The 5,339-nt window shown below is 71.3% G+C and carries 6 protein-coding genes; 4 read left to right on the top strand and 2 right to left on the bottom strand.

Translation table 11 applies throughout. The features are described 5' to 3' along the window. Positions 1-141: 141 nt before the first annotated feature. Positions 142-1,017, bottom strand: coding sequence for an alpha/beta fold hydrolase (locus PUT80_RS46005; protein WP_043834334.1), 876 nt, complete (start codon positions 1,015-1,017; stop codon positions 142-144). A 110-nt stretch (positions 1,018-1,127) separates the two neighbouring features. On the opposite strand from PUT80_RS46005, the gene PUT80_RS46000 reads away from it, so the two are divergent. After that, positions 1,128-1,970, top strand: coding sequence for a crotonase/enoyl-CoA hydratase family protein (locus PUT80_RS46000; RefSeq protein WP_275295898.1), 843 nt, complete (start codon positions 1,128-1,130; stop codon positions 1,968-1,970). Positions 1,971-2,005: 35 nt separating this feature from the next. Next, entirely contained in the window at positions 2,006-3,712 is a 1,707-nt protein-coding gene (locus PUT80_RS45995) for an AMP-binding protein (protein WP_275295897.1), read from the top strand. 21 nt (positions 3,713-3,733) lie between these two features. Here the strand turns inward: PUT80_RS45995 and PUT80_RS45990 are convergent, their stop codons facing one another. After that, a complete protein-coding gene (locus PUT80_RS45990) occupies positions 3,734-3,964 on the bottom strand; it encodes a hypothetical protein (protein WP_037714276.1) in 231 nt (76 codons plus the stop codon). Positions 3,965-3,992: 28 nt separating this feature from the next. On the opposite strand from PUT80_RS45990, the gene PUT80_RS45985 reads away from it, so the two are divergent. Together PUT80_RS45985 and PUT80_RS45980 are read left to right on the top strand one after the other, a co-directional pair. Further along, the gene (locus PUT80_RS45985) at positions 3,993-4,172 is read left to right on the top strand and encodes a hypothetical protein (RefSeq protein ID WP_275295896.1); all 180 of its coding nucleotides are present in this window, start codon (positions 3,993-3,995) and stop codon (positions 4,170-4,172) included. 351 nt (positions 4,173-4,523) lie between these two features. Next, entirely contained in the window at positions 4,524-4,757 is a 234-nt protein-coding gene (locus PUT80_RS45980) for a hypothetical protein (RefSeq protein ID WP_037805714.1), read from the top strand. Positions 4,758-5,339: the final 582 nt, after the last annotated feature.

Here is a 5,339-nt window from a genome sequence, read left to right as displayed (position 1 = left end):
CTGGTGCGACGCCAGCCACACCAACGCGCCCACCCAACAAACACCACCCGCACACCCACCACCAAGATCAGCAAAACCTCAAATCGGTGGATCCAGGTCAGATTCCCTCAAGGAGCCCTTCACGGACCTCGGGGGCCGGGCTCAGGCGGGGTAGCGGCGAAACGCGAAGTCCCGGATCGCCGCGCTCAGCCGCTTCGGGTCGAACCGCAGCTCGACCGGGCTGCGGGCCTGGACGAACTCGGCGTTCGGCAGGTCCTCGGCCAGGCTGCCCGCGTCGCCGAACGGGTGGATCGGGTCGCCTTCGTGCCCGATCACCAGCGTCGGCGTGGTGATCGTGCCCCGGATCGACTTGGGCGGCGCGACGCGGCCGAACAGCACGCCGTGCAGCAACGCGGCCATCGGCGCCGGTTCCTGGCTCAGCGTGTCCGTGATGACGTCCACCCACTGGTTCCCGTGCGGCACCAGATGCGCGGCCAACGCCACCCCGCGCACCGTCGCGGGCAGGAAGCGCGCGGCGAACAACAGGGGTGCGAAGGTCAGCAGCCCGGCGATGATCGCGTTGTCCAGCACCGGCATTTCGACCACCAGCCCGCGCACCCGCGACGGGGCGGCCACGGCCACCTCCAGCGCCACGTTCGCGCCCAGCGAGGTGCCGCCGACCACCGCGTCCTCGATCTCCAGATGGTCGAGCAGCGCGACGGCCTGTTCGCCGAACGCGGGCATCGAATAGCGCCACGACTGCGTCGGCCGGTCCGAATCGCCGTGGCCGAGCAGGTCGAGGGTCACCACGCGGAACCCCGCGCGGGCGAGCCGCCTGGCCAGCGGCGCGTGCATCCGGCGGGTGAACATGATCCCGTGCATCAGCACCACGACGCGGTCGCCGCTGCCGTACTCGGTGTAGCACAGGCGCTGGCCCTCGTGCCGGAACGAGCCGGACAGCTCGATCGGCCGGGCCTTGCGGGCCGCCGCGGGTTCCGCCGGCGGGGCGTCGGCGACGGGCACGGGTGCCGGGTCCATACGGGCGCCTCCCTCTCCACCTCGGGTCTCCAGGAAAGCATCCCGCAGCGCAGTTGGCACAGTGTCAACCGGATGGGCTGGGGTCGGGGGGATGAGTCAAGATGATCGGCATGACCGAACCAGTAGCCGCCCTTCCCGAACTCGCCTCGCTCCGCATCGACCTCGACGGACCGGTCGCCGAGGTGACCCTGCTCGGCCCGGGCAAGGGCAACGCGATGGGCCCCGACTTCTGGCGCGAGCTGCCGCTGGTGTTCGCCGCCCTCGACGCCGACCCGCGCGTGCGCGCCGTCGTGCTGACCGGAAGCGGCAAGCATTTCTCCTACGGCCTCGACCTGCCCGCGATGATGGGCGGATGGGCCCCGCTGCTGGCGGGCGACGCGCTGGCCGGGCCGCGCACCGAGTTCCACCGCGAGGTCCAGCGGCTGCAGCAGGCGGTCAGCTCGATCGCCGAATGCCGCAAACCGGTGGTCGCGGCCGTGTCCGGCTGGTGCATCGGCGGCGGCGTGGACGTCATCACCGCCGCCGACATCCGCCTGGCCAGCGCGGACGCCAAGTTCAGCGTCCGCGAGGTGAAGGTCGCGATCGTCGCCGACATCGGCAGCCTCCAGCGGCTCGCGCCCATCATCGGCGAGGGGCACGTCCGCGAGCTGGCGCTGACCGGCAAGGACGTCGACGCCGCGCGCGCGGAGAAGATCGGCCTGGTCAACGACGTGTCCCCGGACCAGGAGACGCTGCTCGCCAAGGCCCGCGAACTGGCCGCGGAGATCGCCGCGAACCCGCCGCTGGTCGTCCAGGGCACCAAGCAGGTGCTGTCGACGAACACCGAACGCCAGGTCGCCGAGGGCCTGCGCTACGTCGCCGCGTGGAACTCCGCCTTCCTGCCGAGCAAGGACCTCCAGGAAGCCGTCCAGGCCTTCCTGGAGCGACGAGCGCCGGACTTCAAGGGCGAGTAAAACAGGCACGGGAAAGCGAGCACGAGGAGTACGACGTGAGCAACGGCGCTGAGGTCACCGGCTACCAGGCATTCCGCGCGGCGCGGGACTATCTGCAGGCCCACCGCTTGGACTACGAAACCGCCTACCGCGAGTTCGCGTGGCCGCAGCTGGACGAGTTCAACTGGGCCACGGACTGGTTCGACGCGATCGCGGCGGACCCGGCGAACGCGCAGCGGTACGCGCTGTGGATCGTGGAAGAGGACGGGACCGAGAACCGCTGGACGTTCCCGGAGATGTCGGCGCGGTCCAATCAGGTCGCGAACTGGCTGCGCGGCCTCGGCGTCGCGCGCGGCGACCGGGTGATCGTCATGCTCGGCAACCAGGGCGAGCTGTGGGAGACCATCCTCGCGGCGATCAAGCTGGGCGCGGTCGTGATCCCGGCGTCCACGCTGCTCGGCCCGGCCGACCTCGTGGACCGGGTGGAGCGCGGCAACGCCAAGCACGTGATCGTGCGCGACGTCGACGCGGAGAAGTTCGCCGACGTCGCCGGCGACTACACGCGGATCGCGGTCGGCGAGCCGGTTTCCGGTTGGCACGCCTTCGAAACCGCGTACGCCTCGGCCGCCGAATTCACCCCGGACGGGGTCACCCGCGCCGAGGACCCGCTGCTGCTGTACTTCACCTCGGGTACCACCGCGAAGCCGAAACTCGTGCAGCACACGCACGTTTCCTATCCGGTCGGCCATCTGTCCACAATGTACTGGATCGGGCTGGAACCGGGCGACGTCCACCTCAACATCTCGTCGCCGGGCTGGGCCAAGCACGCGTGGAGCAACTTCTTCGCTCCCTGGAACGCCGAAGCGACGGTGTTCCTGTACAACTACGCGCGGTTCGACGCGGCGGCGCTGATGGCGCAGATGGACCGCTGCGGCATCACCAGCTTCTGCGCGCCGCCGACGGTGTGGCGGATGCTGATCCAGGCCGACCTCAGCGCGCTGCGGACGCCGCCGAAGAAGGTCGTCGGCGCGGGGGAGCCGCTCAACCCCGAGGTGATCGAGCAGGTCGAGAAGGCGTGGGGCGTCACCATCCGGGACGGATTCGGGCAGACCGAGACCAGCGTCCAGGTCGCGAACACGCCGGGCCAGGACGTCGTGGCCGGGTCGATGGGCCGCCCGCTGCCCGGGTTCGCGGTCGCGCTGGTCGACCCGGTCACCGGCGAGCGCGCGACCGAGGGCGAGATCTGCCTCGACCTCGCGCACCGGCCGGTCGGCCTGATGGCGGGCTACGCGGACGACGACGAACGCACCTCGGCCGCCTTCGGAGGTGGCTACTACCACACCGGCGACGTCGGCTCGATCGACGAACGCGGCTACATCACCTACGTCGGCCGCACCGACGACGTCTTCAAGGCGTCGGACTACCGGATCTCGCCGTTCGAGCTGGAGAGCGTCCTGCTGGAGCACGAGGCGGTCGCCGAGGCGGCCGTGGTGCCCGCGCCGGACCCGATCCGGCTGGCCGTGCCCAAGGCGTACGTCGTGCTCGCCTCCGGGCGCGAGCCCAACGCCGAGACCGCGCGCGAGATCCTGGCGTACGCGCGGGAGCACCTCGCGCCGTACAAGCGGATCCGGCGGCTGGAGTTCGGGGAGCTGCCGAAGACCATCTCGGGCAAGATCCGCCGGGTCGAACTGCGCGGCCGGGAAGGCGGCGAGCGGCCCGAGGGCGAGTTCCGCGAGGACGACTTCCCGGACCTCAAGTCCTGAGCCGCGGCGGCGGTCCCGGTCCTATTCGGCCGGGACCACCGCCGCCAGCACGGTCTGCTCGCCCTTGCTGCACGTGGTGCCGCCCTGCGCGGCGGGCGGGCCGGACACGCACAGCCAGCCATCGACGGTCGCGTTGACCGGGTTGTTCGAGCCCGCCGCCTGGCGGCCGTTGATCGCCTGGTGGAACTTCTTGACGAGCGCCATCGCGTCCGCGCACGGGATGGCTTTGTTGTCGTAGACGTACAGCGTCATCCCGCTCGCCGCGGTGACGGTGCCGCACGTGCCCGGAGTGGACGGCGGCGCCTGCTTTGACGGTTTCGGCGCGGCCGCGGTGCTGCTGGGCGCGGCGGGCGGACTGCTCGCGCCCGCGGTCTGCGGCAGCGGCGGGGGAGCGTGCGTGCTCGGCGCGGCCGAGGCGATAGCGGAGGGCGCCGACGAGGCGGCTGCCGGTGGCGCTTGATCCCCCGAACAGGCGGTGAGCGCGGGCAAAACCACCACAGCCGCGCACAGCGGCCCGTACACGGTTTTCGACGGGAGCACCGCGATCCTTTCTCCGGGGTCGCGCCCATTCTGGCCCCTCGCGCCCCCGCTGAGCGGCACCGACACACCGGAGCGGCGCCGGTTGAGTCTACTGTGGACGGTTGGTTTCGCTTTCCGGACGGGGAAATCCGCATCGCCGGGACGCATCGTTCGGAGGAATCCGTCCCGGGGCGGTTAACGCTCGGCGGTCCCGCGCCGACGTAGAGGGCAGGCGCCCCGCGCGTTCCAGGTCCCCGAAGCCCGACGCCAGAGAGCACGAGTCACCGAGAGCATGAGCACCGAAACCGCCCCCGCAGCCGAGACCGACGCCCCGACCGACCCGCCGACCGAACCCTGCAGCGTGGTGTGGTGCGGCGGCCGCCCCTACGTGCTCGAAGCCGGAGCCGTGCGCCCGCGCTGGGTGGGCACCGACGGCCGCGGCCGCCCCGAAACGCTCAGCAACGCGCAACTGCAGCGCCGCGGCTGGAGCCACCGCCGGGCGGCCAGCAGGCGGCGCTCCCGCTGAATCTTCCGCCGGACGGCGGCCGGAACCGGGGAGGGGTTCCGGCCGCCGTCCGGCGGATCCGCGTTTTTTCCCGGCGCCGCACCGGTTCGCCTGCCGGACCGGTTCGTTCGCGGGGCCGGTCCTGCTGCGGCTCCGATTCACGTGGTGGGCCGGTTTGCTCACAGCACCGGTTTAGGCGTGGCTCCGATCCACCTGGTGGACCGGATTGCTCGCGGAGCCGGTCCGGCCGTGGCTCCGATTTGCCCGCCGCGCCGGCTCGGCCGCTGCCGCGTTGAGGTTTTCTCGGCAGCGGTGGCGTGCAGCGTCGTTGCGGTGGTGCGCAGCACCGCCGGGGTGCGCGGCCTTCTCCGCGCGCGCGGACGTTCGCGAGGGGAACCCTGACGGAATCAGAGTCAATGAGGGTTCCCCTGACGAACCGTGACGCCAGCCCGGCCGCGCTCCTCGGCCAGGGATAGCTAATGGGTTGTGTTCGGGCGGGTTTGGCAGGCTCGGATGTGGTGGCTGCTGGTGGGTGAGCACTCGTGGGGCCTGGGTTTGTTGAGACCTTCGTGAAGACCGTGCCCCCGCCGGTGAGCAAGAGAT

Origin of the sequence: Amycolatopsis sp. La24, assembly GCF_029087445.1 — a bacterium.
In the GTDB taxonomy this organism is placed as follows: domain Bacteria; phylum Actinomycetota; class Actinomycetes; order Mycobacteriales; family Pseudonocardiaceae; genus Amycolatopsis; species Amycolatopsis nivea.
This window is presented reverse-complemented; position numbering and strand designations above follow the sequence as displayed.

Bases quoted from the DNA above. Each gene is read 5' to 3' on its own strand.
- PUT80_RS46005 (WP_043834334.1), bottom strand. From the start codon at position 1,017: ATGGACCCGGCACCCGTGCCCGTCGCCGACGCCCCGCCGGCGGAACCC.
- PUT80_RS46000 (WP_275295898.1), top strand. From the start codon at position 1,128: ATGACCGAACCAGTAGCCGCCCTTCCCGAACTCGCCTCGCTCCGCATC.
- PUT80_RS45990 (WP_037714276.1), bottom strand. From the start codon at position 3,964: ATGACGCTGTACGTCTACGACAACAAAGCCATCCCGTGCGCGGACGCG.
- PUT80_RS45980 (WP_037805714.1), top strand. From the start codon at position 4,524: ATGAGCACCGAAACCGCCCCCGCAGCCGAGACCGACGCCCCGACCGAC.